Origin of the sequence: Sulfitobacter sp. TBRI5 (assembly GCF_051013555.1) — a bacterium.
GTDB lineage: Bacteria > Pseudomonadota > Alphaproteobacteria > Rhodobacterales > Rhodobacteraceae > JL08.
The window spans coordinates 3,062,320-3,084,556 of sequence record NZ_CP112884.1 but is presented as its reverse complement, the minus strand read 5'-3'; the positions used below and the strand labels follow the sequence as shown (position 1 = coordinate 3,084,556).

22 protein-coding genes, 2 tRNA genes and 1 pseudogene are annotated in these 22,237 nt (G+C 58.1%); 18 read left to right on the top strand and 7 right to left on the bottom strand.

Going from position 1 to position 22,237, the window contains the following annotated elements; all coding sequences use genetic code 11:
- Nucleotides 1-46: 46 nt before the first annotated feature.
- Nucleotides 47-697 carry a DUF1638 domain-containing protein gene (locus OLX72_RS15500; RefSeq protein ID WP_114870300.1) on the top strand — a complete coding sequence of 217 codons (651 nt, stop codon included), beginning with the start codon at nucleotides 47-49 and terminating at the stop codon, nucleotides 695-697.
- Here OLX72_RS15500 and OLX72_RS15495 read toward each other — a convergent pair.
- Nucleotides 694-1,101, bottom strand: a complete 408-nt coding sequence (locus OLX72_RS15495) for a SufE family protein (RefSeq protein ID WP_114872276.1) — start codon at nucleotides 1,099-1,101, stop codon at nucleotides 694-696. The genes OLX72_RS15500 and OLX72_RS15495 overlap by 4 nt on opposite strands.
- Before the next feature lie 125 nt (nucleotides 1,102-1,226).
- Between OLX72_RS15495 and OLX72_RS15490 the strand changes: the two genes are divergently transcribed.
- On the top strand, nucleotides 1,227-1,736 hold the full coding sequence (locus OLX72_RS15490) for a hypothetical protein (RefSeq protein ID WP_162798005.1): 510 nt from the start codon (nucleotides 1,227-1,229) through the stop codon (nucleotides 1,734-1,736).
- A 22-nt stretch (nucleotides 1,737-1,758) separates the two neighbouring features.
- On the opposite strand, the gene rnd is transcribed toward OLX72_RS15490, so the two are convergent.
- The 3 genes from rnd to purM form a co-directional block, all read right to left on the bottom strand.
- Entirely contained in the window at nucleotides 1,759-2,916 is a 1,158-nt protein-coding gene (gene rnd / locus OLX72_RS15485; protein WP_114870302.1) for a ribonuclease D, read from the bottom strand.
- Between the two features lie 94 nt (nucleotides 2,917-3,010).
- Nucleotides 3,011-3,607 carry a phosphoribosylglycinamide formyltransferase gene (gene purN, locus OLX72_RS15480; protein WP_114870303.1) on the bottom strand — a complete coding sequence of 199 codons (597 nt, stop codon included), beginning with the start codon at nucleotides 3,605-3,607 and terminating at the stop codon, nucleotides 3,011-3,013.
- Nucleotides 3,604-4,650, bottom strand: coding sequence for a phosphoribosylformylglycinamidine cyclo-ligase (gene purM / locus OLX72_RS15475; protein ID WP_433989032.1), 1,047 nt, complete (start codon nucleotides 4,648-4,650; stop codon nucleotides 3,604-3,606). The genes purN and purM overlap by 4 nt, the downstream gene beginning before the upstream one ends.
- A 114-nt stretch (nucleotides 4,651-4,764) precedes the next feature.
- Between purM and OLX72_RS15470 the strand changes: the two genes are divergently transcribed.
- A tRNA-Ile gene (locus OLX72_RS15470) sits at nucleotides 4,765-4,841 on the top strand.
- 45 nt (nucleotides 4,842-4,886) lie between these two features.
- On the opposite strand, the gene OLX72_RS15465 is transcribed toward OLX72_RS15470, so the two are convergent.
- Nucleotides 4,887-6,206, bottom strand: a complete 1,320-nt coding sequence (locus OLX72_RS15465) for an ATP-binding protein (protein ID WP_114870305.1) — start codon at nucleotides 6,204-6,206, stop codon at nucleotides 4,887-4,889.
- Between the two features lie 40 nt (nucleotides 6,207-6,246).
- Here OLX72_RS15465 and OLX72_RS15460 point away from each other — a divergent pair, with 40 nt between their 5' ends.
- The 6 genes from OLX72_RS15460 to OLX72_RS15435 all read left to right on the top strand — a co-directional run bounded on the left by OLX72_RS15460 (nucleotide 6,247) and on the right by OLX72_RS15435 (nucleotide 11,894).
- Nucleotides 6,247-7,185 carry an MBL fold metallo-hydrolase gene (locus tag OLX72_RS15460; RefSeq protein ID WP_114872277.1) on the top strand — a complete coding sequence of 313 codons (939 nt, stop codon included), beginning with the start codon at nucleotides 6,247-6,249 and terminating at the stop codon, nucleotides 7,183-7,185.
- 58 nt (nucleotides 7,186-7,243) lie between these two features.
- Nucleotides 7,244-7,318, top strand: a tRNA-Asn gene (locus tag OLX72_RS15455).
- 663 nt (nucleotides 7,319-7,981) lie between these two features.
- A complete protein-coding gene (locus OLX72_RS15450; RefSeq protein WP_097803160.1) occupies nucleotides 7,982-9,037 on the top strand; it encodes an ABC transporter substrate-binding protein in 1,056 nt (351 codons plus the stop codon).
- A gap of 19 nt (nucleotides 9,038-9,056) precedes the next feature.
- Nucleotides 9,057-10,181: an ABC transporter ATP-binding protein gene (locus tag OLX72_RS15445; RefSeq protein WP_433989031.1), complete on the top strand. Its 1,125-nt coding sequence runs from the start codon at nucleotides 9,057-9,059 to the stop codon at nucleotides 10,179-10,181.
- Nucleotides 10,178-11,080 carry an ABC transporter permease gene (locus OLX72_RS15440; RefSeq protein ID WP_097803162.1) on the top strand — a complete coding sequence of 301 codons (903 nt, stop codon included), beginning with the start codon at nucleotides 10,178-10,180 and terminating at the stop codon, nucleotides 11,078-11,080. Before OLX72_RS15445 ends, OLX72_RS15440 begins: the two co-directional genes overlap by 4 nt.
- A gap of 10 nt (nucleotides 11,081-11,090) precedes the next feature.
- On the top strand, nucleotides 11,091-11,894 hold the full coding sequence (locus OLX72_RS15435) for an ABC transporter permease (RefSeq protein WP_097803163.1): 804 nt from the start codon (nucleotides 11,091-11,093) through the stop codon (nucleotides 11,892-11,894).
- An 8-nt stretch (nucleotides 11,895-11,902) separates the two neighbouring features.
- On the opposite strand, the gene OLX72_RS15430 is transcribed toward OLX72_RS15435, so the two are convergent.
- On the bottom strand, nucleotides 11,903-12,610 hold the full coding sequence (locus OLX72_RS15430) for an IclR family transcriptional regulator (RefSeq protein ID WP_114870332.1): 708 nt from the start codon (nucleotides 12,608-12,610) through the stop codon (nucleotides 11,903-11,905).
- A 106-nt stretch (nucleotides 12,611-12,716) separates the two neighbouring features.
- On the opposite strand from OLX72_RS15430, the gene OLX72_RS15425 reads away from it, so the two are divergent.
- The 9 genes and pseudogenes from OLX72_RS15425 to OLX72_RS15385 form a co-directional block, all read left to right on the top strand.
- Nucleotides 12,717-13,466 carry an arginase family protein gene (locus tag OLX72_RS15425; protein WP_205388908.1) on the top strand — a complete coding sequence of 250 codons (750 nt, stop codon included), beginning with the start codon at nucleotides 12,717-12,719 and terminating at the stop codon, nucleotides 13,464-13,466.
- A complete protein-coding gene (locus OLX72_RS15420) occupies nucleotides 13,459-14,133 on the top strand; it encodes a hypothetical protein (protein WP_097803166.1) in 675 nt (224 codons plus the stop codon). The genes OLX72_RS15425 and OLX72_RS15420 overlap by 8 nt, the downstream gene beginning before the upstream one ends.
- On the top strand, nucleotides 14,133-15,008 hold the full coding sequence (locus OLX72_RS15415; protein ID WP_097803167.1) for an arginase family protein: 876 nt from the start codon (nucleotides 14,133-14,135) through the stop codon (nucleotides 15,006-15,008). Before OLX72_RS15420 ends, OLX72_RS15415 begins: the two co-directional genes overlap by 1 nt.
- Entirely contained in the window at nucleotides 15,005-16,003 is a 999-nt protein-coding gene (locus tag OLX72_RS15410; RefSeq protein WP_114870334.1) for an agmatinase family protein, read from the top strand. The genes OLX72_RS15415 and OLX72_RS15410 overlap by 4 nt, the downstream gene beginning before the upstream one ends.
- Nucleotides 16,000-16,695, top strand: coding sequence for a hypothetical protein (locus tag OLX72_RS15405; protein WP_097803169.1), 696 nt, complete (start codon nucleotides 16,000-16,002; stop codon nucleotides 16,693-16,695). The genes OLX72_RS15410 and OLX72_RS15405 overlap by 4 nt, the downstream gene beginning before the upstream one ends.
- Nucleotides 16,692-18,140 (top strand): aldehyde dehydrogenase family protein, encoded by a 1,449-nt coding sequence (locus tag OLX72_RS15400; protein WP_433989030.1) that lies wholly within the window; start codon nucleotides 16,692-16,694, stop codon nucleotides 18,138-18,140. The genes OLX72_RS15405 and OLX72_RS15400 overlap by 4 nt, the downstream gene beginning before the upstream one ends.
- Nucleotides 18,137-19,330: a CaiB/BaiF CoA transferase family protein gene (locus tag OLX72_RS15395; RefSeq protein WP_114870336.1), complete on the top strand. Its 1,194-nt coding sequence runs from the start codon at nucleotides 18,137-18,139 to the stop codon at nucleotides 19,328-19,330. Before OLX72_RS15400 ends, OLX72_RS15395 begins: the two co-directional genes overlap by 4 nt.
- Nucleotides 19,327-20,154, top strand: a complete 828-nt coding sequence (locus tag OLX72_RS15390; RefSeq protein WP_097803172.1) for a citryl-CoA lyase — start codon at nucleotides 19,327-19,329, stop codon at nucleotides 20,152-20,154. Before OLX72_RS15395 ends, OLX72_RS15390 begins: the two co-directional genes overlap by 4 nt.
- A 155-nt stretch (nucleotides 20,155-20,309) precedes the next feature.
- A pseudogene (locus OLX72_RS15385) lies at nucleotides 20,310-20,489 on the top strand (citryl-CoA lyase); the annotation flags it as partial.
- A 215-nt stretch (nucleotides 20,490-20,704) separates the two neighbouring features.
- Here OLX72_RS15385 and OLX72_RS15380 read toward each other — a convergent pair.
- A complete protein-coding gene (locus OLX72_RS15380; protein WP_114870337.1) occupies nucleotides 20,705-22,180 on the bottom strand; it encodes a DUF2779 domain-containing protein in 1,476 nt (491 codons plus the stop codon).
- Between the last annotated feature and the right edge of the window lie 57 nt (nucleotides 22,181-22,237).

Genomic DNA, 22,237 nt, shown 5'->3' with positions numbered 1-22,237 from the left:
TCCGGCATACCGGAGCGGGCCGTTTGTTTGAATAAAGGGTGAACAGGTGGATCTGAGCGACAAAACCCTGACCGAAAAGGGCCTGCCACTGGCCCGGCCCAAGGGCCGCATCCTGCTGGTCGCCTGTGGCGCGCTGGCGCGCGAGATCCTTGATCTCAAGACACAAAACGCATGGGATCATCTGGACCTGACCTGTCTGCCGGCGATTCTGCACAACCATCCCGAAAAAATCACCGATGCCGTGCGCAAGGCGGTGGAAAAGCACCGTAACGCCTATTCCGATATCTTTGTCGTCTATGCGGATTGCGGCACCGGCGGCCATCTTCAGGCCGCCTGCGATGACATGGGCGTGAAAATGGTATCCGGCCCGCACTGCTACAGTTTTTTCGAAGGAAATGAACGGTTTGCGAAACAAAGCGAAAGTGAGATAACGGCCTTTTACCTGACGGATTTTCTGGCCCGGCAATTCGATGCCTTTATCTGGAAACCTTTGGGCATGGATCGCCACCCCGAACTGGTAGACATGTATTTCGGCCATTACACCAAGCTGGTTTATCAGGCGCAAACCGATGATCCAGCACTGACCGCGCGCGCCAAATCCTATGCCGACCGGTTGGGTCTGGAATTCGAACGGCGCTATACCGGCTATGGCGATCTGGCGACAACCCTGTCGGATGTCGCGGCCGAAAAGGATTAGGACGCAGCGGCAACCTGTTGTATACGTTCGATCATCGCGCGCAAACCGTTCGATCTCTGCGCTGAGAGATGATCATTCAGACCCAGCCGCGCCATTTCAGTGCGCGCGTCAACCTGCGCGACTTCAGCCACCGGCAATCCGTTATAAAGCGCGCGCAATACGGCAATCAGCCCGCGCACGATCATCGCGTCGCTTTCGCCATCAAACCGGAACACACCGTTTTCCACGACGGGATGCAGCCAGACCTGGCTGGCGCACCCGTCCACCTTGGTGGCCGGCACCTTAAGCGCATCCGCCAAAGGATCCATCGCCTTGCCCTGTTCGATCACATAGCGGTACCGGTCTTCCCAGTCCTCAAGGTATTCGAAATCTTCGACAATATCTTCAAATGCCTGCGTCGCCATAACCTGCCCTTTCGTCTGCGTGACAGGTAAGGCGCGAGGGCGCAAACGTCCAGACCTGCCTTCGCGCTTTTCAAGTGGATGCAGATGCGATAACCCGATGGACAAAGACGAAAGGGGCAGTACCCATGCGCAGACCAATGACAACGCTTGTGATCGTCGCATCCTTGCTGGGCGGTTGCGGATTTTCCGATTCCGGATGGAACCCGTTCAACTGGTTCGGTGGCGGCCGGTCTGTACCGGTCGAGGCCAGTGACGGCACGAGCAACCCGCTGGTCCCCGACACAAGGCGCACCCGGCGCGAAGCCGAATATGTCTATTCCGGTACACCCATCGATACGATCACCGAACTCAAGATCGAACGCATTCCCGGCGGGGCCATCATCCGCGCGACCGGCGTGTCGCAATACCAGGGCGGCTATAATGCATTCCTGTTTCCGATGATCGACGAAGCAACCACGTCAAGCGGGGTTCTGACCTTTCGCTTTGACATCAATCTGCCTGCCGGTGCGCGGCTGGGCGGACCGGAAAGAACCCGCGAAATCACGGTCGCGCGGCGTGTGACGGAACAGGATCTGGCCGGTATCCGCTCAATCCGCGTCGAAGGCCGGCAAAACGCGCAAGTGTCCAGCCGCTAGGCAGGCATCTTGCGCGGGTCGCTTACAGCGGTACGATCTTGATGGCGCTGCCTTTGGCGGTCAGGGCGATCTTGCCGTCGCACAGACGCAAGGCATCTTCTCCGAACACCTCGTTGCGCCATCCTGTCAGTGCGGGCACATCGCGCAGTCCTGCAGCGATTGCATCCAGATCGGCAGAGGGAGCAATCAGCTTGGCGGCGACGCCCGCGCTTTCGGTCTTGGCCTTCAGCAAAACGCGCAGCAGATCCGCCAAGGCCGGATTGACCTGAAGCTTTTCGCGGCTGCGATCGGGTTCGGGCAGCCCGTCTTGCGGACAGGCCAGCCCGGCAGCGACAGCGGCCAGAATACCATCGGCGATATCGCCTCTGCGCGCTTCGCGCAGCAACAGACGCGAACGCCCCAGATCCTCCATCGTTTTCGGTTTGGTCGAGGCCAGTTCAACAAGCGCATCGTCTTTGTAAACGCGGGACCGCGGGATATCGCGGCTTTGCGCGTAGGATTCGCGAAACGCCGCCAATTCACGGACAATCGCAAGAAACCGCGGGCTGTTTGTGCGGGTTCTGATCCGCCGCCAGGCTTCGACGGGGGCGATATCATAAGTGTCGGGATTGGTCAGGATCTGCAATTCTTCGGCGACCCAGCGGGCACGCCCGGTTTCTTCCAGTTTGGCAGCCAGAAATTCGTAGATCTGGCGCAGATGGGTCACATCGGCCAGCGCATAGGTTTTTTGTGCATCACTTAGCGGGCGGCGCGACCAGTCGGTAAAACGGGATGTCTTATCAACCGGTTTGTTGGCGATCTTGCGCACCAGCGTTTCGTACCCGACCTGTTCGCCAAAGCCGCAGACCATGGCCGCGACCTGTGTGTCGAACAACGGTTCGGGAAACACCTGCGCATCGACCCAGAAAATCTCAAGATCCTGACGCGCGGCGTGAAACACCTTGACCACAGATGTATCGCGAAACAGATCATAAAGCGGTTCAAGCGACATATCGCCCGCCAGCGGATCGACCAGAACGGCATTGCTGTCATCGGTGCCCGGCATCGCCATCTGGATCAGGCACAATTTGGAATAATACGTGCGTTCGCGCAGAAATTCGGTGTCGAGTGCGACATAGGGATGTGTACGCGCCTGCGCACAGAAATCGGCAAGCTCTTGGGTCGTTGTCAGGGTTTTCATAAACAAGCGTCTTCTTTTTCAATCGGTTGGGTCACACCCAATTCCACAGTCATAGCGATACGCCCCGCAGATGGAAAGCGGTGTTGCCGTTACGTCAGATGTCCAGAAACGAGGTGTCGCCCGCCGCGAACCGGCGCAGGACAGCCGGATAAAGCTGGTGTTCGGCCTCAAGCACGCGGGCGGCCAGTGTTTCGGGCGTATCATCCTGAAGTACGGGCACATGCGCCTGCCCCAGCAACGGGCCGTCATCCAGCGCGGCCGTGACCCTGTGCACGGTGCAGCCGTGTTCGCGATCCCCTGCCGCCAGAGCGCGGGCATGGGTGTGCAGACCCTTGTATTTCGGCAGCAGAGACGGATGGATATTGAGCATCTGGCCGCGCCAGTAATCGACGAATTCACCGGTCAGCACCCGCATGAATCCCGCCAGACAGACGATATCGGGCTTGGCATCCATCAACGGCATCATCAGTTCGGTTTCAAAGGCCTGACGGTCCGCGCCAAACGGGCGGTGATCTACCACCGCCGTGGGCACCCCCATCGCGCGCGCCTTGGCCAGACCGCCCGCATCGGCCCTGTTGGACAGCACAAGACAGGGCGTTGCGGGATGATCGGGGTCGCGCTGCATCGACTGGACAAGCCGGATCATGTTCGATCCGCCGCCCGAAATCAGGATGGCAACTCGTTTCTTCAAATCAGGCTGCCCGTGTAACGCACCCCTGCCCCCGCCGTGACGGTGCCCAGATCAATCACCTGTTCGCCACTTGCACCCAGTTGCGCGCGCAGGTCGTCGGCGGCATCGGCATCCACCGCCAGCACCATTCCGACACCGCAGTTGAATGTCTTGAGCATTTCAAGCGGAGCAATATTGCCCACACCCGCCATCCACGCAAAGACCGGCGGCAGCGCCCAGGCATCCAGATTGATGTCCGCGCCCAGATTGTCCGGCAGCACGCGGGGCAAGTTTTCTGTCAAACCGCCACCGGTGATATGGGCCAGCGCGTGCACACCCCCTGCCCTGATCGCCTCCAGTGCCGGTTGCACATATAGCCGCGTCGGCGCCAGCAGCGCCGTGCCCAGCGGGCCATCCGCAAACGGCGCGGCATCGTCCCAGCCCAGCCCCGAAATCTCGACTATCCTGCGTACCAGCGAATAACCGTTGGAATGCACCCCGTTGCTGGCCAGCCCCAGCAGCACATCGCCTTTTATCACGCCGCGCGGCAGATCTGCGCCACGTTCCATCGCGCCGACGGAGAATCCCGCCAGATCGAAATCACCCGCCGGATACATGCCCGGCATTTCCGCGGTTTCCCCACCGATAAGCGCACAGTTTGACTGTACACAGCCTTCGGCAATGCCTTCGATGATGCGCGCGGCCACATCTGTTTCCAGTTTGCCAGTTGCGAAATAATCAAGAAAAAACAATGGCTCTGCCCCTTGGCAGACCAGATCGTTCACACACATCGCCACCAGATCGATGCCGACCCCGTCGACATTGCCGGTGTCGATGGCGATACGCAGCTTGGTGCCCACCCCGTCGGTGGCAGCCACCAGAACCGGATCGCTGTATCCTGCATCCTTGAGATCGAACAACGCGCCGAATCCGCCCAGCCCGGCCATAACGCCGCTGCGGTTGGTCCGTTTCGCCGCCGGTTTGATCCGATCGACAAGCGCGTAGCCCGCATCGATGTCAACTCCGGCCTGTGCGTATGTGATACCGTTCTTTGCGTCGCTCATTGCCCGACCCTTGCTGCTGCGGATTGCTCTGGCGCGGGGTTAGAGCATTGTGACGGCGCGCGCAACGGTTTGGCTTGACGCAGACGTTCTGTCTGCTAACCACAGGCACAGGTCGGGCCTGTAGCTCAATTGGTTAGAGCAGAGCGCTCATAACGCTTTGGTTGGGGGTTCGAGTCCCTCCGGGCCTACCAGCATTTCGCTATCTGTGAAACGAGAACGACTGCACCAATCCGACCCTAGCGCGCAATCACGATATCGGCGCGCAAGCCGCCCAGTCGGTCGCTTTCACCCAGACGCAGCACGCCGCCATGGGCGCGGGCGATGTCGGCGGCGATGGCAAGGCCAAGGCCCACGCCGCTGCCCTTGTCCTGATTGCGCGACGGATCAAGACGCATGAACGGCTTGATCGCTTCGCCGCGCATGTCGGGCGGGATGCCCGGGCCGTCATCTTCCACGCGAAAGCGCAGGGATTTGTCGGTCAGCGCCACCGATACCTCGGCGCGGGTGCCATAGCGCACCGCGTTGCCGATCAAGTTTTCAAGGGCTCGGCGGATCGCAATCGGGCGCACGCGCACCTCGCCCGTGCCGGTGCTGTCCACACAGGTCACGTTCTGTCCGCTGCGATCGTAATCGGCAACGATCTCGGCCACCAGAAGGTGCGGATCCACCTTTTCGGGTTCACCTTCGGACGCGCCTTTGGCAAAGCTCAGAAACTCGTCCAGCATACGCTGCATCTCGTCCACATCCTGAAGCAATGGTGCGGCGTCGTCCTCGTCCAGCATCGACAGGCCCAGTTTCAGCCGTGTCAGGGGGGTGCGCAGATCATGGCTGACGCCGGACAACATCAATGTGCGCTGTTCGATCTGGCGTTCGATCCTTGCGCGCATGTCGACAAACGCGCTGCCCGCTGCCCGAACCTCAAGCGCACCGGACGGGGTATAGGGCACATGCCGCCCGCGTCCGAACGCCTCAGATGCCGTCGCAAGCCGTTTGATCGGGCGCAACTGGTTGCGCAGATAGAAATAGGCAATCACTGTCATCAACCCGCCGAAAAACACCATGTTCACCAGCAGCTGGTGCGGGTTGGACGCCGACACGCGCCGCCTGTCGAACCCGACCTGAACCACGCCGTGACGGGTATGCGCAAAAGTGATGACCTCGCGGTTGTCGGGCAGCAGAATGCGTTGCATCCGCGGCAGATTGGATTTCAGAACATCGATTACGACGATGCCCGAAAAATCGTACCAGCGCCGCCGGTTCTGATCGGGCACCACATCGGCCGCGACAAATGCGATCTTCATGTTCAGGGTCTTGGTGATCTGGTCCAGCGAACTCAGCGCCTGTGCCGGATCAGGTGCGGTTTCGATCCCGTTATAGACCAGCCGTAATTCCCGCGTGACGGTCAGGGTCATCTGGTTTGTCACGTCTTCGAAATGGCGCTGGATGAACACCACGGACACCACCAGTTGCAAAAACACGACCGGCAGGATCAGGATCAGCGCGGCGCGTCCGTAAAGACCGCGCGGCATATAGTGTTTGAGCCATCCAAAAGACATGCGCTATACCTATCCCGACGCCCGCCCGTTAGAAAGCCAAATGACAAGCCCACCCGACAGTTTCGTTCCCCCCACCGGCATCGCCGAGATGCTGGAAACCGGTTTGCGCCGCATCGTAGCGCCGAACCCGTCGCCGATGACCTATCGCGGCACCAACACCTACCTGTTGGGCACGCGCGATCTTGCCGTGATTGATCCCGGCCCCGACAGCGCCGCGCATCTCGCGGCCATTCTGTCCGCGATCGGCACAGGTCAGCGCGTGACCCACATTATCGTATCGCACGCCCATCTGGATCACAGCCCGCTGGCCCGGCCCCTGTCGCAAAAGACCGGCGCGCCGGTCTATGCGTTTGGCCCTGCCTCTGCCGGGCGCAGTGATGTGATGGCGCAGCTGGCCGCAGGCGGGTTGGCGGGGGGCGGCGAAGGCATCGATGCGGATTTTGCGCCCGACGAAACACTGCACGACGGGGCCACCCTGCACACGCCCGACTGGACGCTTGAGGCGCTGCACACGCCCGGACATATCGGCAACCATCTGTGTCTGGCCTGGAAGGATGCCTGCTTCACCGCCGATCACGTGATGGGATGGGCCAGTTCGCTGGTGTCACCCCCCGATGGCGACCTGACCGATTTCATGGCGTCCTGCGCCCGCCTGCAAGCGCGCAGCTGGCGTGCGTTCTATCCCGGCCACGGCGCCCCCATCGACGCGCCGAACGCGCGGCTTGACTGGCTGGTTGCCCACCGGCGCACCCGCGAAGCCGCAATTCTTGAGGCGCTTACGCACGGCCCCGCCGACGCCGCAACGCTTGCCGCCGCGATCTACACCGACACGCCCCGCGCCCTGATCCCCGCCGCAACCCGCAACGTTCTGGCGCATCTTGTTGATCTGACAGGGAAATCCATCGTATCTCCCTGCGGCGCATTATCGGCTGACGCGCGATTTGAACGATGTGACAACAAACTTCCCGCGAATTCATAAGATTCCGCCAAAACCCTCTGGACGCCGCAAAGTCTGATTGCTATATCGCCCAAACCGTTCCGGCGTAGCTCAGCGGTAGAGCAGTTGACTGTTAATCAATTGGTCGTAGGTTCGATCCCTACCGCCGGAGCCAAAATCTCTTAAAGAGATCAAAGAGTTACAAAGCCGCCCTCCGGGGCGGCTTTTGTTTTCTGCAACATCTCTGCAACATGGCAATATTTGCTTTCGCCAATACGGGGCCCCGTCGCGTCAAACCGCTAGACGACAGCGGTCCTGGTTACTCAAGGGCCAGCACTTGCACGTTTGATACGCAGTGAATGGCAAGAAACCTCGAGACCAGCCACTCGTGCGAAGTGCAGAGAACGGCTGGAGAGAGCCCAAAGTGCATAATGCTGCGGTCGGGATCAACTAGCGCAAACAGTTACTAAGCTGCCATTCAAATTTGCCAACCAACGGTATGTGAATGAGAGATGGCCTTCCGTCTAATCCCCTTAATAGCCTCGCTCGGTGGCAAAGAACTTGAGGCAGGGAAAGTTCGCTTTCGATACCAGATGCCCAAGACCCAAGCGAGATGGACATTGAGCATAAAGGCGAAACACGGCGTTTTGCCCGGCTCTCCGACGCCGAATGCGGGAAGGTCGATCCTTAGATGCAAATGAACCCTTGACCATTTTCAGAATTGGCATTAGATGAAACGAAATGACGTTTTGCTCAGTGAAACGTAAGAATAAAGGGAACTGGTCGCTCATGTCGCAGACCCACAAGCCAACCAACAGTTAGGGAGGAGCCTGACACGATGAAAGATAACGTAAAATTGACGCTCACCATGGGCCTCGTAGCCGGTAGTCTGGCCATTGCTGCGCCAGCCTACGCAGAAGGCGAAGTGGTGTTTGCGTCCTGGGGTGGATCATTTCAGGATGCTTTACGCTCAGCAATGCTAGAACCTGCCGCCAGCACATTGGGCGTCACGGTCAAGGAAGACACGACAAACGGCATTCAGGACGTGCGCGCACAGATCACAGCGGGTGCTGTCGCTTGGGATGTAACAGAGCAGGACTTGCCCTCGTGCGAAACACTCAGCCGAGAAGGCAAACTTGAGCCGATTGATTATTCGATCGTTGACACAACGGGTATCCCTGAAGAGCTGATCCATGAAAACTACATCGGCTTCATCAACTTCACCAAAGTGATTGCTTATCGCACCGACGCCTTTGACGGAGCCGGACCATCCAACTGGGCCGAGTTCTGGGATCTGGAAAACTTCCCCGGCAATCGCGGCATGCACGGCAAGGTGAACTACAACCTTGAGGCTGCCTTAATGGCCGATGGTGTGCCTATGGCGGAAGTCTACGATGTGTTGGCCACGGATGAGGGCATGGCGCGCGCCTGGGCCAAACTGGGAGAAATCGCACCCGAAGTCACCGTTTGGTATCGTGGCGGTTCTCAGTCTGCACAATTGTTGCGTGATGGTGAGGTGGACGTGATCCATATGGGCCATAACCGCGTGGAGAGTGTGATCGAGTCCGGCATTGATGTCGCCTATGCATTCGATGGTGGCACGATGGATGTCGATTGCCTGCTGGTGCCCAAAGGCGCGCCAAACGTCGAGAATGCGATGCGCCTGATCAATGAATTGCTCAGTGCCGAAGCGCAGGCGCGGTTGGCGGTTACGATGCCGCTGGGCCCGGTGAACACGGGTGCATTCGACACCGGCATTATCTCGGGAGAGCAGGCTTTGTCGGTCAACACGCATCCCAGCAACTACGACAAGCAGCTTCTGGTCGACCCGAACTTTTACATCGGCCAGCTGGGTGAGTTGACTGAAGAGTTTGACACGCTGATCCAGCAGTAAACCAATTGGGCGCAGCGCAATGTGCACTGCGCCCATTTTCAAGTTAGGAGCCAGCATGTCCTCTGCCAACCAATCCCTTCCCATCGATATATCCAGCCTCAGCAAGGCCTATGGAGCGGTCAAAGCACTTGATGATGTGTCGCTGAATATTGCTGCAGGCGAATTCCTGACATTGCTTGGGCCATCGGGCTCGGGCAAAACGACACTCCTGATGGCACTGGCCGGATTTGTACGCCCTGATGGCGGGTCGATCCGGTTCGGCGATCGCGAAATGATCGCGACACCGCCGCATAAACGCGGCCTTGGCATGGTCTTTCAAAGCTATGCGTTGTTTCCATTCATGACCGTGGCTGAGAACGTCGCCTACCCACTGAAAATCCGTGGCGTTTCCAAAAGCGATCAAAAGACCCGCGCCGAGCGTGCGCTGGATACCGTACAGCTTGGCGGCTATGGGGATCGGCGCATCACCCAAATGTCTGGCGGCCAACGACAGCGCGTGGCTCTGGCCCGCGCCATGGTTTTCGAGCCGCAGATCATCCTGATGGATGAGCCTCTGTCCGCGCTCGACAAAAAACTGCGCGAACATATGCAGATTGAATTGAAGGCGCTCCATCAAAAATTGGATGCGACCGTAGTATATGTAACCCACGACCAACGCGAAGCCCTGACGATGTCAGACAGGATTGCAGTGGTCAATCATGGGCGGATCGAGCAGGTAGAGACACCTGAGCGGCTGTATCGCCAGCCTCACAGTTTCTTTGTGGCGGATTTTGTCGGTGAATCCATGTCGGCACCAGTGAAGGTGGCCAACGATCGGGCGCACCTTGGCGAAAGTTTGCTGAAATCTGATTTGCCCATTGCACAGGGAAGTGGTGGTCATCGCTTGGTTATCCGGCCTGAGTTGCTGGAGGTCACCTCAGGTGCTGTGCCTGAAACTGCCAATGATTTATCCGGCCGGGTCAACGACATCATTTATCAAGGCGACAGTGTGCTGGTTATCGTTCAGAACGACAACGCAGGTGAGATTAACGTACGCGTCCCTGCCAATCGCGCTGGCCAGACTGGGCTGCCTTCCAAGGGAGAGCAAATTGGCCTTGCCCTGCATCCCGAAGACACGATCATCGTACCGGAACATGTATCATGAGCGTCGCTGAGCTCAACGGGGCTGCTCAGACGCTTCAGAACGCAAGTACGCTCAAATCCGAAGAACGCCGTGAAAGCCTGACGTTTTTGGGGCTTTCGATGCCCGCGGTTCTCGCGATTCTAATTGTCGTGTTCCTGCCAATTTTCTGGCTGTCTTCGCTCTCGTTTTACAATGCGGCGGGCGAGCTGAGCATGGAGAACTATGCGCGTATCTTTGAAAGTGCTTTGTATCGGCGGACCTTTGTTGTCACCTTTCAGATCACCATTGCTGTGACGGTGATCTGTGTCCTTCTCGGATATCCGCTGTGTTACTGGCTGACCAAGGTACCGGACAGAACAGCTGCCATTCTGATGGTTTTCGTGCTGGTTCCATTCTGGACGTCGGTTCTGGTGCGTACATACGCATGGCTGGTGCTGTTGCAGCGTAATGGAGTCATAAATTCGTCGCTGATGAAGCTCGGCGTAATCCAGGAACCGCTGCAGCTGGCGCACAACCTCACGGGATCAATCATTGGCATGGTGCATATCATGCTGCCGTTTCTGGTTTTGCCACTTTATGCCACGATGCGTGGCGTTGACACCGACCTCGTCCGGGCGGCCGTTGGGCTGGGGTCCAGTCCGCGTGGGGCATTCTGGCGGGTGTTTTTCCCGATGTCCCTACCGGGCCTTTTTGCCGGTATCGTGCTGGTCTTCATCCTGTCTCTTGGGTTTTTCGTCACACCTGCTTTGCTGGGCGGCGGCAAGGTGCAGATGCTTGCACAGCGGATCGAAAGTACCATCACAGTCTATTCCAATTGGGGTGCGGCATCCGCCTTGGGCGTTGTCCTGCTGCTGCTGGCACTGGCGATGATCTGGCTGATGAACCGTGTCTTCGGCCTCGACAAACTCTTCATGCGCTAAGGATCTGAACATGGAACAAGTTGGACAACGAAAAATAGATGGTCTGTGGCTGATGGTAGTTGGCATTGCGGTGCTGTTCTTTCTGATCCTACCCACGCTTATTGTTATCCCGATGTCGTTTTCGGGTGCCTCATTTCTGGAGTTCCCGCCTACGTCGTTTTCGTTTCGCTGGTACGAGACCTATTTCACTTCCCCGGAATGGATGAGCGCCACGAAGACGTCCCTAATAGCGGCGGTGTTGACCACGGCGATTGCGACGCCTTTAGGCTCACTTTGTGCCTATGGCCTGCATTGTTCCACCCCACGTATCAGGAGCACCGCGCAAATCCTCGTGATCATGCCCATTGTCGTACCGGTGATCCTGATCGCCGTAGGCGTGTTCAGCCTTTATGCAAAGCTGGGGCTCAATTACACGCTTACCGGAATTGTGATCGCCCATACCGCACTGGCGTTGCCCTTTGTGATCGTGACCGTGATGTCGGGCTTGCAAAATTATGATTTCGATCAGGAATTGGCAGCGCGTAGCCTTGGGGCATCGCGGGCATATGCGTTGTGGACGGTGACCGTTCCGCAAGTCAAATTCTCGATCCAGACAGGGGCCTTTCTGGCCTTCATCACGTCGCTAGACGAGGTGGTGATTTCGATGCTGGTCTCGGGCGGGGAAAATGCGACAATTACCCGCCGCATGTTCAACTCCCTGCGCGATCAGCTTGATCCGACCATTGCAGCAATCTCTACCTGCCTGATTGTCGTGTCGGTTGGGATGCTTATCGGCGTTCAGTTGATTGGCCGCAGCAAGAATGCTGACAAATGATGCGTTCCTTATCTTTCGCCAAACTTAACCCGGATCTGGCGGACGGCATCAAGAACTGCAGTGCGATAGCCTTCGACAACGGTTTCGCTGAAGCGAACGCGCAATCCCGACAGGCTCACAGCCCCCAGCAACTCGCCTTCAAGCCCAAGAACCGGAGCAGACAATCCAGCGACGTCCGGATCACGTTCACCAAGGCTGAGGTAATACCCAGCCTTTCGGATGTTGGTGGCCTGTTTGCCTTGCCGAATAGTATAGGCATCCAGCACCCGGCCCGACGAGCCAATGCTCAGCGGAATGATATCGCCCTCTTCGACATGATCCCGCGCAAGCCTGTGCGAATTGACACGGTAGAGGCAAACGCCGGAGTTGCCGCGTTGCACGTAAAACGAGGCGCTTTCCCCCGTTGCATTCACCATGTTCGCCAGCACCGGGCGCACAATAGGCCCCATGCGCAGGTTCTGACGAAACACGGACCCCAGACGCCACAACGACGGCCCGAGGTGAAACAAGCCTTCGGCGTCCCGCGTGATATGGCCAAACTTTTCAAGCGAAACACTCAGACGCAGGATTGTCGCTTTGTTGACACCACTGCGATCCGCGACCTCTTTCAAAGACAGCCCCGCATCACCGGGCTTAAAGCTGTCCAGCACACGCAATGCGCGTTCAACCGCTTCGACACCACCTGTTGTGTCCGGGGTTCGGGGCTTGTCAGTCATCGGCAGACCTTTCGACGCAAATTCGTCACTTTTTATAGCTGGTTTGAACGCAATTGGAAATCGCAAATAATGAAGGCATCTGGCAATGATTAGTGCGCAGAAACAAATGATAACAACCGGTTATGCCGGCCTGCCATTTGGCAAGGTTTCGCAATGCGATGCAGGATCTGTCGGGCTTTTGGGTGTTCCAAGCGAAGTCGATAGCGGGCCGCGTTACGGCGCCTCCCTGGCACCGGATGCGCTGCGCAAGATGACCGGGCAGCTTGGGACTAGCCTGCCTGTAAATGGTCGGGATCTGGGAAATCTGGACCTGTCCGGTGATTGGTTGGGCGTATTAATGCAGCTTGTGACACAAATGGCGGATCGCGACGTTGTGCCAGTTGTCCTGGGAGGCGCGTCTGATGTTGCCTCGGCTGTACTGGCGGCCTTTCCGGACCGGCCCGTCGTCGCGGCCATGCCACTGGCTCGACGTGATCTCATAGAACGCCCGTCAAACACGACCTGGGTGGGTTTGAACGGCGAGCAACCTGCCGACGTTTGGGATCAGATCAGCCAGCGCATGATGGATTGGCGTACCGCCCGGCAGTTGGATGAGGTGCAGGCCAACACTCTTGATGTACCCGAGCGCGCCGTTCTCTGGATCGACTTATCGGTCATTGATCTGGGGCATGCAGCCGGTGCTGTCGGCCTCAATCCCGGCGGGATGAAACCCGAAACGTTGGTTTCCGTCATCGGCGCAATGTCCTCCAGTTGGCATGCCATTGTGATAACCGGCCTTGCGCCTGCCCTCGACACGCGGGGCATGTCGGAATTGGCGGCCATCGAAACCCTGAACGCGGCATTGCGTCATGGGTGATGCGGCGCAAATTCAGTTTGACACGATCCCCAGTTTTCTGGGCGTGCCTGTTGGCGATCTAGAAGACCTCGTGCCTGGGCAGGTCGCGATAGCAGGGTATTTTTGTGACAACCTCAGCCGACCAGCAGCAGAGCAACGCTATCTCGCAAGGCAGCTGCGATATGCCTCCGGACACGGAAAAGCCCCCGCAAATGCCATTGACCTGGGGGATGTGAATGTATTTCCGCTTGAGCCGGACAAGCATTTTTCCGCAGTGGTTTCGCAATGTGTGGCGGTTCTGGAAACCGGTGCGCGACTGGTGCTGGTTGGCGGCGATTCCAGCGGCCTAAAGGCGCTTGGTACCGCTGCACGACAGGTCACAGGGGCGGATGTTCCTGTCATTGAGGTGACCGGGGGCATTGCGGGCAATCTGCCCAACGTACAACCGGTTATCCTGTCTGTGGATTTACAAGAGCTGGCGGCCAATTGGGTGTCGCACCCGCACCGCCTGGCTGGGCTGTCACCCGCACAGATGGCCGCGCAGATTGTCGCCACCCCAGGCAACGTAATCGCCGCAGCAATTTACGGGCTTGCCCCGGCACTGGACAATCGTGGCAGCACGGAAGTCCGCGCCGCACTGGCGATCTTGCGGGAGGTGTCTGACCGCCTTGAGAAAGGAGCAGGCTGATGCCTTTACGTTCAGCCCCATTGCCGCGCATGGCAGGGCATCTGTCGTTCATGCGCGCTCAGACCAAAACAATCAGTGATGTCAGACCCGGCGATCTGGCGGTGCTGGGCGTCCCGTTTGAAGACACCAGCGCACCATTTGCCGGGCAATCCCTGGCGCCGCGCGCCTTGCGCGAAACCTCGGTCTATTTTGGCTGGCATGCAAACCCACAATTCAGCCACCCGGTTGATATTGATGCACGACAAGACATATCGACCGACGGTCTGCATGAGCGGCTCTGTGACCTCGGAGATGTATCGCCGGGGTCCGAGGACGAGATCCACGCGGCGTTGAGGGCGGCAACGCGTCAGATCAGCCGCAACGGTGCCTGTGCCGTAATATTGGGCGGGTCGGATCGCTTGTCGGAGACAGTGCAGAGCGCGCTCCTCAATTGTCAGACTGCGCAGCTTGGCGGTACGCCACATGATGCGCGCGATTTTCATGTAGCGCCCTTGCCGAATGGGAAGGGCACGACCTGCTCTTTGGGTACTACCGCACAGCTCGCAGCGTTTTCCAGGTGGCGAGATGTATCAAAGCCGCTGTTTGTGCGGTTTGATCTGTCCGTGTTTGAAACATCGCTCAGCGCGCTTTGTGATCAGCCCCGGTTGGGGGGCTGCGATCTTGATACAGTGGTGCAATGGCTTGAGCTTTTGGGACAGCACGAGGTCAGCGTCATTATGTTGACTGGCCTGAACCCGAACAGGCCCGGAATGGGCGTGGTGAAGGTTGGCCAACGCCTTATGGTCACGGCCCTTCTGGCATTCATCTACGCGCGTCTTGGATTTGGGATCGATCATCCGAGCAGCCAAACTTCAGAGGAAAATGTACTGACATGACTGCAGCGATTACGACATTCCACCCGCCCTTGGCTCAACCGGGATACCGGCTGTTTGATGGGCCTTTGCGCGACGTGGCCGACGCCCACGCGGACCAGATCGGCGTGGTGGGCATGCCGAGCGACTGGACACATTCCAGCCGTCTTGGCACAAGGTTCGGCCCCGAAGCACTGCGCAGGGCGACAACTCTTCTGCAATCCATACGCCCGCAGGGGCCCAGCATTGATCCTGACACAAGCCGCCGTACTGTGCCTGCAACCGATTGGTTGGTCGACTGCGGAGACGCCGAGATCACAGCGCAAGATGTTGATGCAACGACCGAAGCCATCGCCGCAATGACCGAAGGGCTGACTGTCGCAGGCGCGATTCCACTGGCACTGGGCGGTGATCATTATAACAGTTATCCGGCTTGTCTGGGGTATTCACGCGGGCTGGCCAAACGCGCGCCTGACGCGCGCTTTGGGTATATCCAGATCGACGGTCATCTGGATTTCTCCGACCGGCTGGGCGCATGGGGCAGCCACAATCACGCGACCAATGCCCGCCGGATTTCTGAACTGCCCAACGTTGATGTATCCAATATGGTCTGGATCGGCATCGCGGGCTGGGTTGATGGCGGCGATCTGGACCTGATCGAAAAACAGGGTGGTCGGGTGTTTTCGTCCAGTGACGTGCATGAAATGGGCGCGGCAGAGGTCATGCGCCAGGCGCTTGCTCACGCCATGCAGGGGTGCGACGAACTTTATCTGACCATTGACATTGATGCGATGGACGCCGGTTACCTGCCCGGCACAGGGTCTATCGTGCACAGCGGCGTTACACCTCGTCAGTATTATGATTTGCTGGATGGTTTGGCCGAGGCCCCCTTGGGTGGTTTGGACATTGTCGAGGTCTCACCACCGCTTGATCCCTCAGAGCGCACGGAATTCCTGGCGGCGGAAATGCTGTTCCGGATTCTGCGGCGCTTCCGCACGAGGTCGGTGACAGAACAATGATGGAATATATCGGAACCTGGCAGCTGGGTGGGTTATCACATGCAGGACAGATCCTTGCTCCGGCAACCCGCCCCTGGATCACGGATCTAGCAGCGCTTTGTCCATACGAGGGTCTGCAACCCGGCAACCTCCCGGAATTCGAGCGTGATCCTGACTGGAACAACTGGGCTCTCACAGACAGCCCCCAGGACCCTTCAGAGCGCCTGAACTGGCATGTGTTTCAGCAGGGAGGTACCCGGTATCTGGTGGCCGACCGGATGCTTATGAGCCGCGTCAGCTGGCAAGATCTGGATGATGCCGGCTATGTCTTTGGCACAGAGGTGTCGATTGATGGCAAGCCGTTTCGCTGCCGGTTGCTGACCGGTGGTGATACGCCCCATGATGACCCTTACCTTGGTGCGACCGGGCCCAATGAGTGGGATGCGTTGGTGGGCGGTGGCGGCGCCTTGAGCGCGCCTCAGCCGGACCCGACCAACAGTGCAAAGCCGCTTAGCCCGGATCATCTGAATTCCGCACACAACAAATTGTGGAACTGGTTCGGGGCAGTCAGCTGGACGGTCGAACCTGTCGCCCACCGCGCGGACGGACGGGCATGCCGAGGCTATCATGGCCCAACCTATTTTTACGTCAATACTGTGGACCACCGGCATGAAGATATCGGATGGCGACCCGTTCTTGAGGAAGTTCTATGACTGTCAATCTGTTCCCCAATTATATCGCCGGAACATGGGCCGCTGGCCGCGGTGCCGCGACCAATATCAACCCCTCGGACCTGAACGACACGATTGGCGATTATGCTCAGGCTAGTGCCGACCAGACCGCCCAAGCGATCGAAGCCGCGGCTGCCGCCTTTCCGAAATGGCGCGCGGCATCGCCCCTGATACGATTCGAAGCCCTGGATCGCATCGGGTCGGAAATCCTCGCCCGTGTGGACGAGCTGGGCGACATGCTGGCCCGCGAAGAAGGCAAAACCCTGCCCGAGGCCAAGGCGGAAGCGCATCGCGCCGGACATCTGTTCAAATACTTCGCAGCCGAGGCCTATCGCACGACCGGCGATATCTACCAATCTCTGCGCGAAGGTGTGTCACTCAAGGTTTTGCGCGAGCCAATTGGCGTCGTGGGCGTGATCACACCATGGAATTTCCCGCTGGCTATCCCGGCATGGAAAATTGCGCCCGCTCTGGCCTATGGCAATACGGTCGTGTTCAAACCTGCCGAACTGGTGCCCGGATCGGCTTGGATGTTGTCCGACATCATTGCCCGTGCAGGCCTGCCCGACGGTGTGTTCAACCTTGTGATGGGCAAAGGCCGCGAGGTCGGGGAGGCGATCGTTACACACCCTAAGGTTTCTGGGGTCACGTTCACCGGCTCCACACCTGTTGGACGCAATATGGGGGCAGCGCTGTTCGCCCGCGGGGCCAAAATGCAGCTTGAAATGGGGGGCAAGAACCCATTGATTGTGCTGGATGACGCGGATCTGGATCTGGCGGTTCACTGCGCATTACAGGGCAGCTTTTTCTCAACCGGCCAACGATGCACGGCCTCCTCCCGCCTGATCGTGACTGAGGGAATTCACGACGCATTTGTCGACCGTCTTTGTACGGCAATGAAAGACCTCAGGATCGGTGATGCACGTGCAGCAGATACCCAGATTGGCCCGGTGGCCAGTGAGGCGCAGCTGGCTATCGACAAACGATACGTTTCTCAAGCTGTGGATGACGGCGCGACACTTGCCGCAGGTGGCGGTGAAGTCGAATCCAAAACGCCCGGACATTACTTTGCTCCAGCCCTGTTTACGGATGTGTCCCCACAGGCCGCAGTGGCCCGTGACGAGATCTTTGGCCCAATCGCTGCCGTGTTGCGCGTACCGGATTATGACGCCGCCCTTGCCACCGCCAACGACTGCGAATTCGGTTTGTCAGCAGGCATCGTCTCGCGGGATGCCGCCAAGATCGACCATTTCTCGCAGAACGCCGAGGCAGGCATGATACAGGTCAACCTGCCCACGGCAGGCATGGATTTCCACGCGCCATTTACCGGCCGAAAAGGATCATCCTATGGCGCTCCGGAAAAAGGCAGCTATTGCCGCGAGTTTTTCACTGCAGCCAAGGTTGTACACGAGGGGCGCGGACAATGACGCAGGCACCTTTGAAGGGCATTCGCATTCTTGATCTGACCAATGTGCTGGCCGGTCCGTTCTGCTGCCATCAACTGGCGCATATGGGTGCCGACGTGATCAAGGTCGAAACACCGGGCACCGGTGATCTTGCGCGCCAGCTTGGGGCTGATCCCGCGCGCAACGCCGATCTGATGGGCGTATCCTTTCTGGCGCAAAATCCTGGCAAACGGTCAATCACCCTGAATCTGAAATCTGCATCCGGAAAACGTATCCTGAAGGAGTTGGTGCAAAAGGCCGATGTCCTGGTCGAGAATTTCCGTCCCGGGGTGATGGCACGCTTGAACCTTGACTATGATACGCTGGCCCGCGAAAACCCCCGTCTTGTCTATTGTGCTATCTCCGGGTTCGGTCAGGATGGCCCGCTGGCGAAACTGCCCGCTTATGACCAGATCGTACAGGGAATGAGTGGCGTGATGTCGATCACTGGCGATGCCAACACCGCCCCCTACCGGGTGGGCTACCCGATGGCCGACACCATCGGAGGTATGACGGCTGCCTTTGCCGTTGCAGCGGCCCTGGCCAATAAGGCCGAAGATCGCGGCACTTTTATTGACGTCTCAATGCTGGAAGCCGTGATTGCAACAATGGGCTGGGTGGTCTCGAACCATCTGATCGCCAGCAAGACACCTACCCCGAACGGCAATGATAATTTCACCTCCAGCCCGTCCGGCACATTCAAAACCGCTGATGGAGTGATGAACATCGCCGCCAACAAACAAGAACAGTTCGAGGCCCTTTGCGAGATCATCGGCAACCCGGCCCTGGCGCAGGATCCACGCTTTGTCGACCGAAAGAGCCGACTGGCCAATCGATCCGCCCTGACCGCCGAACTGGAGGCGGCCTTTGCCACGGCCCCCACCCATGAGTGGGTTGAAAGACTGACGGTGCAGGGCGTTCCCACAGGGCCGGTCTGGTCAGTGCCCGAAGCGCTGGCGCATCCGCAACTTGCCGACCGGGGCCTCCTGCAAACCCACCGCATTGGCGAGCAGGATCTACAACTTGTCGGGATCGGTGCCAAGCTTGATGGCGTGGCCCCTAGCGTCGGTTCTCCACCCCCTGCATTGGGCGCACATACAAACGATATCCTGAGCGAACTTGGCTATGACAAAGCCCAGATCTCGGGCCTGAAAAAGGAAGGCGCGATATGACGGCCCCCTCAGAGCCCAAAGATGCCGATGACATGCGCCACTGGTGGCGCACCGCAATTATCGACATGGCTCCAGGACGGATCGCCTTTCGCGGCCACCCAATCCAGGACCTTATAGGTTCCGTTAGCTTTGCTCAGATGATCTGGCTCATGGTGCGGGGCGATATGCCCACGCCAGAACAGGCGGCGCTTTTTGAATGTGCGCTGGTGGCGGGCGTGGATCATGGTCCACAAGCGCCTTCGATTGCTGCCGCACGTATGGCCGCGACCTGCGGGCTGGGGCTCAACAATGTCATAGCCACCGGGGTCAACATGCTGGGTGACGTGCATGGCGGCGCCGGTGAACAATGCGCCGAACTTTATTTTGACATTGCCAAACGGATCGATGACGGCGCTGAGCAGGACGCTGCCGTCAGCGACGGTATCGCCGCCTGGCGTGAGGAATATGGCAAGATTGTCTCGGGCTTTGGCCACCGTTTCCACAAGCCCGTCGATCCCCGCGCACCGCGGTTGATGGCGTTGGTACGCGAGGCCGCAAAGTCGGGTACAGTAGATGGGCGGTTTGCCGACATCGGTGAAGCGGTTCAGGCGGAAATCGGACGCAAGCGCGGTACTGAGATTGCGATGAATATCGATGGGGCCACGGCTGTTATCTTTTGCGAACTGGGTTTTCCACCCCCGCTCTCTCGTGGACTGTTCTGCCTCGCGCGCTCGGTCGGCGTCTTGTCTCATGGCTGGGAACAGATGCAGCAGGGCGGCCGGAACAAAGGGCCAATGCCACCGCGCTATCTGCCAGAATACGTTGGCGTCAAATCGGAGAGCTAATCCGGTGAAACCTCTGAAAACCGGAGTTATCAGTTGCGATCAGATCAGCGACATCTATTTCAAAACACAGGTAAAATATGACGGGGCTGAGGGTGTGGCCTGAGCCAGTCTCGCACTGCGGATAAAGGTGCATACATCAGATATCAAGACCCGCCCCGATCCCGATGAACATTGATGGCGCGGCCGCCGTAATCTACGCCGAACTCGGCTTCGATGCCCCACTCGCGCGTGGACTGTTCTGCCGGTCTCGGTCAGTTGGCATCCTGGCACGCGCCTGGGAGCAGACCCAACAGGGCGGTCGGAAAAAAGGCCCATTACCCAAGGGGCACCTATGAACGTATCTCAACCCAAGTGAGAAATGATACGATTTTCACTCTTGTCCTGATGTCAGCAAAGCGCAACAAGCCGCTATTGGTGCACGCGCAGCGAACGCCCACTAAGTCCCGCAACCCGGGCATTGCCTCGATTTCGGCGAACGTCCGGTGTTGGCAAAACCTGCCGTCGAAGTCCTGACCTGTTTATAGGTCCAGAGCCTGAAACGCAGCGCCGTTCACATCCCGATCAACACCCTATGAATTGCAACCATCGCCCAAGTATCACGAGTGCAGTAATCCACTAAATCCGCATAAACCTTGTCACGTTCTGTAGCTTCTGGATTGGTCAGCGTAACTTCCTTCCATAGACGGGATGCACTTGCCCCTTCCTGAATATCGAGGTCGTCGTACGCAAGTTCTGGGACCAAAGCTGGAAGAACCTTCTTGATCGAAGCGCTTCCCTTGAATGCAGGATCGGTGATGGTCTCGTCAGAAAATGGCTTCATTAGGTCAATCACACGCTCATTCAAATCGCCTAGAAATGCTGCATATTCCGGGAAAGCCGCAGCCATTTCAGTATTGCGACTTTTTTCGAAGGGCTCATACCACACCAACACGGAGCCCACGTCGCCTACATCTTCTTGAAGTCGCTCAAGAAGCGCTGGCATCGGGTTGCTCTCATCACGGTGCAAGTATTCTCGGTGCTCGATATCGCCGCCGGGCTCGCGCTGTATATGCAGAGAATACTGAAACGGCACCTGCTGATAAGGACGCACGCCATCCCAAGGAGGAAGCAAGCTCTGTGATGTTTCGTAGTCGAAATAATAAACTGGATAAACAATCTCGGCTAAAAAGCAATCCAGCGCGCCGCGGTCAACGGTCCGTGACCCCTGGGCCCGCGCAGCCAAGTACCGCCGGGTCGATTTGCCCAAAACTGACGGATCGTCGATCGCATCGATCGTCGTGATCCCAGACTCAGTCAGAGTTGAGGCTTGTTTCGCGTTGATGAACGGAAGTCGATGGATGCTGTCTGGCGCTAGAGGTGGATCAAGCTTCTCGCGGATTTCCAGCCATTCATCGTAGGATTTCAAGCGTGCCCGTTCTGGGGCCGCATCTGGCATCGTATCACTAGCAGCCACTTTTAATGCATGGGCTATCCGCACGCGCGTGTTATCGATCTGATTATCGACCGCTTCGGTGATGTCGGTAATGGCGACCAACTCATGTGGATCGATCTCGCCCACCCTTACATAGTAGCGATTCACATGTGCCACTTCGCAGCGGGTGATTGGAAATCCAGCTCCCTCGAGGACAACACGCTGAAACGCTAGATCAAAGGCGTGCTCTGGTTTGGTTGAAGTGCTGCTCTTTATCTCGGTCAGGACGTAGCCTTCGCCATCCCTGCACACAATATCGGTGATACATGTGATTGGGCCATCCTCATACCGGCCCTGTCCGACCGCTTTCGCCCCATCTTGCCAAGTTTCAGACGTCAGAGACGTTAGAGATCGATATCCCGCAAAGTCCGAAAATCCGAGGCGAACAAGGTCAGGGAAGAGCGCCTCAGCATAGGGCTCAAACGCATGGCCTTCATCAAAACGAGATTGAAGAGCGGGGTCGATCGGCGGAAGAAGATGCCTGGCATGCTTCTTGATCCAGAACCACGCTGGATGCTTTAGAAACAGCATGTAGTCTGATTTGGAAAGTTGCATGTCAATTTTCTGTCAGTGTCGATGTTTAAAGAACATGCTCGGCTGCCGTTGGCAAAC

Excerpts from the sequence above, each read along its gene's own strand:
- OLX72_RS15495 (WP_114872276.1), bottom strand. The coding sequence starts at position 1,101 with ATGGCGACGCAGGCATTTGAAGATATTGTCGAAGATTTCGAATACCTT.
- OLX72_RS15400 (WP_433989030.1), top strand. The coding sequence starts at position 16,692 with ATGACTGTCAATCTGTTCCCCAATTATATCGCCGGAACATGGGCCGCT.
- OLX72_RS15435 (WP_097803163.1), top strand. The coding sequence starts at position 11,091 with ATGGAACAAGTTGGACAACGAAAAATAGATGGTCTGTGGCTGATGGTA.
- OLX72_RS15395 (WP_114870336.1), top strand. The coding sequence starts at position 18,137 with ATGACGCAGGCACCTTTGAAGGGCATTCGCATTCTTGATCTGACCAAT.
- OLX72_RS15380 (WP_114870337.1), bottom strand. The coding sequence starts at position 22,180 with ATGCAACTTTCCAAATCAGACTACATGCTGTTTCTAAAGCATCCAGCG.
- OLX72_RS15465 (WP_114870305.1), bottom strand. The coding sequence starts at position 6,206 with ATGTCTTTTGGATGGCTCAAACACTATATGCCGCGCGGTCTTTACGGA.
- OLX72_RS15490 (WP_162798005.1), top strand. The coding sequence starts at position 1,227 with ATGCGCAGACCAATGACAACGCTTGTGATCGTCGCATCCTTGCTGGGC.
- OLX72_RS15405 (WP_097803169.1), top strand. The coding sequence starts at position 16,000 with ATGATGGAATATATCGGAACCTGGCAGCTGGGTGGGTTATCACATGCA.
- OLX72_RS15445 (WP_433989031.1), top strand. The coding sequence starts at position 9,057 with ATGTGCACTGCGCCCATTTTCAAGTTAGGAGCCAGCATGTCCTCTGCC.
- OLX72_RS15450 (WP_097803160.1), top strand. The coding sequence starts at position 7,982 with ATGAAAGATAACGTAAAATTGACGCTCACCATGGGCCTCGTAGCCGGT.
- OLX72_RS15390 (WP_097803172.1), top strand. The coding sequence starts at position 19,327 with ATGACGGCCCCCTCAGAGCCCAAAGATGCCGATGACATGCGCCACTGG.
- OLX72_RS15430 (WP_114870332.1), bottom strand. The coding sequence starts at position 12,610 with ATGACTGACAAGCCCCGAACCCCGGACACAACAGGTGGTGTCGAAGCG.
- rnd (WP_114870302.1), bottom strand. The coding sequence starts at position 2,916 with ATGAAAACCCTGACAACGACCCAAGAGCTTGCCGATTTCTGTGCGCAG.
- OLX72_RS15415 (WP_097803167.1), top strand. The coding sequence starts at position 14,133 with ATGCCTTTACGTTCAGCCCCATTGCCGCGCATGGCAGGGCATCTGTCG.
- OLX72_RS15440 (WP_097803162.1), top strand. The coding sequence starts at position 10,178 with ATGAGCGTCGCTGAGCTCAACGGGGCTGCTCAGACGCTTCAGAACGCA.
- OLX72_RS15425 (WP_205388908.1), top strand. The coding sequence starts at position 12,717 with ATGATAACAACCGGTTATGCCGGCCTGCCATTTGGCAAGGTTTCGCAA.
- OLX72_RS15420 (WP_097803166.1), top strand. The coding sequence starts at position 13,459 with ATGGGTGATGCGGCGCAAATTCAGTTTGACACGATCCCCAGTTTTCTG.
- OLX72_RS15410 (WP_114870334.1), top strand. The coding sequence starts at position 15,005 with ATGACTGCAGCGATTACGACATTCCACCCGCCCTTGGCTCAACCGGGA.
- OLX72_RS15460 (WP_114872277.1), top strand. The coding sequence starts at position 6,247 with ATGACAAGCCCACCCGACAGTTTCGTTCCCCCCACCGGCATCGCCGAG.
- purM (WP_433989032.1), bottom strand. The coding sequence starts at position 4,650 with ATGAGCGACGCAAAGAACGGTATCACATACGCACAGGCCGGAGTTGAC.